The organism is Pseudomonas sp. CM25 (assembly GCF_013179705.1).
Taxonomy (GTDB): domain Bacteria; phylum Pseudomonadota; class Gammaproteobacteria; order Pseudomonadales; family Pseudomonadaceae; genus Aquipseudomonas.
On sequence record NZ_JABMCW010000462.1, the window covers coordinates 1 to 3,475 of the forward strand.

Annotated in this window: 2 protein-coding genes; both read left to right on the plus strand. The window is 66.6% G+C overall.

The genetic code is table 11. The features are described from left to right. On the plus strand, positions 1-1,091 hold a 1,091-nt coding region (locus HP546_RS27835), incomplete at its 5' end, for a succinylglutamate desuccinylase/aspartoacylase family protein (RefSeq protein WP_172232318.1). 67 nt (positions 1,092-1,158) lie between these two features. After that, a partial coding sequence (locus HP546_RS27840; RefSeq protein ID WP_172232321.1) for a ligase-associated DNA damage response DEXH box helicase occupies positions 1,159-3,475 on the plus strand: 2,317 nt, incomplete at its 3' end.

Sequence of the window (3,475 nt, forward strand, 5' to 3'; positions counted from 1 at the left end):
TCTCACCCGTTCCGGGCATTACCCGCCAATTGCACAGTTTCCACTTCGGCCCCCGCGGGGGCGGCAAGGTCTATATCCAGGCCTCGCTGCATGCCGACGAGCTGCCCGGCATGTTGGTGGCCTGGCACCTCAAGCGGCGCTTGGTAGAGCTGGAACAGCAAGGCCGCCTGCGGCGCGAGATCATTCTGGTGCCGGTGGCCAACCCTGTCGGCCTGGAGCAGGTGCTGCTGGATGCGCCACTGGGGCGTTTCGAATTGCAGAGTGGGGAGAACTTCAACCGCAACTTCGTCGACCTGTCGGACAGCATCGGCGACCAGGTCGAAGAACACCTGACCCTGGACCCGGTACACAACACCGCACTGATCCGTGAATACCTGCGCCGGGGGCTTGATGCACATCCCGCGCGCACGCCGCTGCAGGCGCAGCGCCTGATCCTGCAGCGGCTGGCCTGCGATGCCGACCTGGTGCTGGACCTGCACTGTGACTTCGAGGCCGTGGAGCACCTGTACACCACGCCCGAAGCCTGGCCGCAGATCGAGCCACTGGCCCGCTACCTGGGCGCCCGGGCCAGCCTGCTGGCGACCGACTCGGGCGGGCAGTCGTTCGATGAATGCTTCAGCCTGGTCTGGTGGCAGTTGCAACAACGTTTCGGCAAGCGCTATCCGATCCCGCAGGGTTGCTGCTCGGTCACCGTCGAGCTGCGTGGCCAGGCGGACGTCAGCCACGCGCTAGCCAGCAAGGACAGCCAGGCGATCCTGGATTTCCTGACGCATGCCGGGGTCATCGAGGGTGCCAGCGCTGCCCTGCCCGCCTTGCTCAACCCCGCCACGCCGCTGGCTGCGGTTGAACCTGTGGCAACGCCGCTGGGCGGCTTGCTGGTGTATCACGCCAAACCCGGGCAGCACCTTGAGGCCGGGCAGTTGATCGCCGAGGTGATCGACCCGCTCAGCGACCGGGTGACCGCCATACGCAACAGTCAACCGGGCCTGTTGTATGCACGCAGCGTAAGGCGCATGGCCACTGCGGGCATGGTCGTCGCCCATGTGGCTGGCCAACAGGTATGCCGCAGCGGCTACCTGCTGGCCAACTGATCCGGTAAAACCATTGCACCTGGCGGGCGGTCTGTAGAAGCACAGCCTTCGAAGGACCACCAGCCCCATGCCCGCCGCTACCAACCTTGCCGATGCCTGGTTCGCCCAACGCGGCTGGACGCCGTTCGCTTTCCAGCGGCGGGTCTGGGCGGCTGTCGAGCGGGGTGAGTCCGGCCTGCTGCATGCCAGTACCGGCGCGGGCAAGACCTACGCGGTCTGGCTCGCCGCACTGCGTGCATTCAAGGCCCAGCCTCAAGGCCGTCAGCCGGCGCCCTTGCAGGTGGTGTGGGTGACGCCCATGCGCGCCCTTGCCGCAGACACCGCCCGGGCACTGCAGGCACCCCTGGATGAACTGGGTTTGCCGTGGAGCGTGGGCGTGCGCAGCGGCGATACCGGCAGCGCCGAACGTGCCCGCCAAGCGCGTCGCCTGCCCAGCGTGCTGGTGACAACTCCCGAGAGCCTGACCTTGCTGCTGACCCGGGCACAGGCCAGCGAAGACTTCGCCAGCGTGCGCCTGGTGGTCGTGGACGAATGGCACGAACTGTTGGGCAACAAACGTGGGGTGCAACTGCAACTGGCGTTGGCCAGGCTGCGTCGCTGGCACCCTGGCTTACCCACCTGGGGCCTGTCTGCCACGCTGGGTAACCTGCAGCACGCCCTGGACGTTCTGCTGCCCCAAGGCGGCTTGCTGGTGCAGGGCAGGCAGGACAAGGCCCTGCAGGTCGATACCCTGCTGCCAGCGGCGATCGAGCGCTTCCCCTGGGCCGGGCACATGGGCCTGAAAATGCTCGACCAGGTCAGCCGGGAGATCGATGCCAGTGCCAGCTGCCTGGTCTTTACCAATACCCGCGCCCAGGCCGAACTCTGGTACCAGGCCCTGCTGGACGCACGCCCGGACTGGGCCGGCCTGATTGCCCTGCACCATGCCTCGCTGGCCCGCGATACCCGTGACTGGGTCGAGCGCAGCCTCAAGCAAGGCGCCCTCAAGGCGGTGGTCTGCACCTCCAGCCTGGACCTGGGGGTAGATTTTCTGCCGGTGGAACGCGTGCTGCAAATCGGCTCCGCCAAGGGTATCGCCCGCCTGATGCAGCGCGCCGGGCGCTCTGGTCATGCCCCCGGACGGCGCTCGCGACTGACCCTGGTGCCCACCCATAGCCTGGAACTGGTGGAAGCTGCGGCGGCCCGCCAGGCATTGGCCGCGGGGCATATCGAGGCGCGCTTCTCGCCGCGGCTGTGCATGGACGTGCTGGTGCAGCACCTGGTCAGCATGGCCTTGGGCAGCGGCTTTCGCGCCGACCAGTTGCTGGCCGAAGTACGCAGCACCTGGGCCTTTGACGAACTGCGCGACAGCCAGTGGCAGTGGGCACTGGACTTTGTCTGCCACGGCGGTAGCTCGCTCACCGCCTACCCGGACTACCAGCGCGTCGAGCGCGACGCCGACGGGGTTTATCGGGTTGCCAGCGAACGCCTGGCGCGACGCCACCGCATGAGCATCGGCACCATCGTCAGCGACGCCAACCTGCAACTGAAATACTGGAGCAAAGGCGGTGGCGGCAAGACATTGGGCAGTGTCGAAGAAGCCTTCATCGCTCGCCTGCGGCCGGGCGATACCCTGGTCTTTGCCGGGCGGGTGCTGGAGCTGGTCCGCGTCGAAAACATGACCGCCTATGTGCGCCGCAGCACCGCGCGCAAGGCTGCGCTGGCGCGCTGGAACGGCGGGCGCATGCCGCTTTCCAGCGAACTGGCCGATGCGCTGGTCGAACAGCTCGACGCTGCCGCTCATCAGCATTTCGAAGGGCCCGAAATGCGGTCGGTGCGCCCGTTGCTGGAACTGCAGGCGCAATGGTCGGCGCTGCCCACCACCCGCACGCTGCTGGCAGAAACCTTCAAGTCACGCCAGGGCTGGCACCTGTTCCTGTACCCGTTCGCCGGGCGCATGGCCAACCTGGGCCTGGCCAACCTGATTGCCTGGCGGGTCAGCCGGGACCAGCCGCTGTCGGTATCGATTGCCGTCAACGACTATGGTTTCGAACTGCTCAGCCCGGGCAACGTGGACTGGGCGACGCATTTGCCTCGGGCGCTCGGTACCGATCATCTGCTGGAGGATGTGCTGGCCAGCCTGAATGCAGGCGAAATGGCGCTGCGGCGCTTTCGCGAAATCGCCCAGATTGCCGGGCTGGTGTTTGGTGGTTACCCGGCGGCGCAGAAGAGTACACGGCAGATCCAGGCCTCCAGCGGGTTGTTCTATGAGGTGTTCCGCAAGCACGATGCGGGGAACCTGCTACTGGGCCAGGCTAGCGATGAAGTGCTCAGAGAGGAGCTGGAAATCGACCGGCTGCATCGGCAACTGGTAAAAATGGAGGGCCTGCGCCTGGACCTGCAGG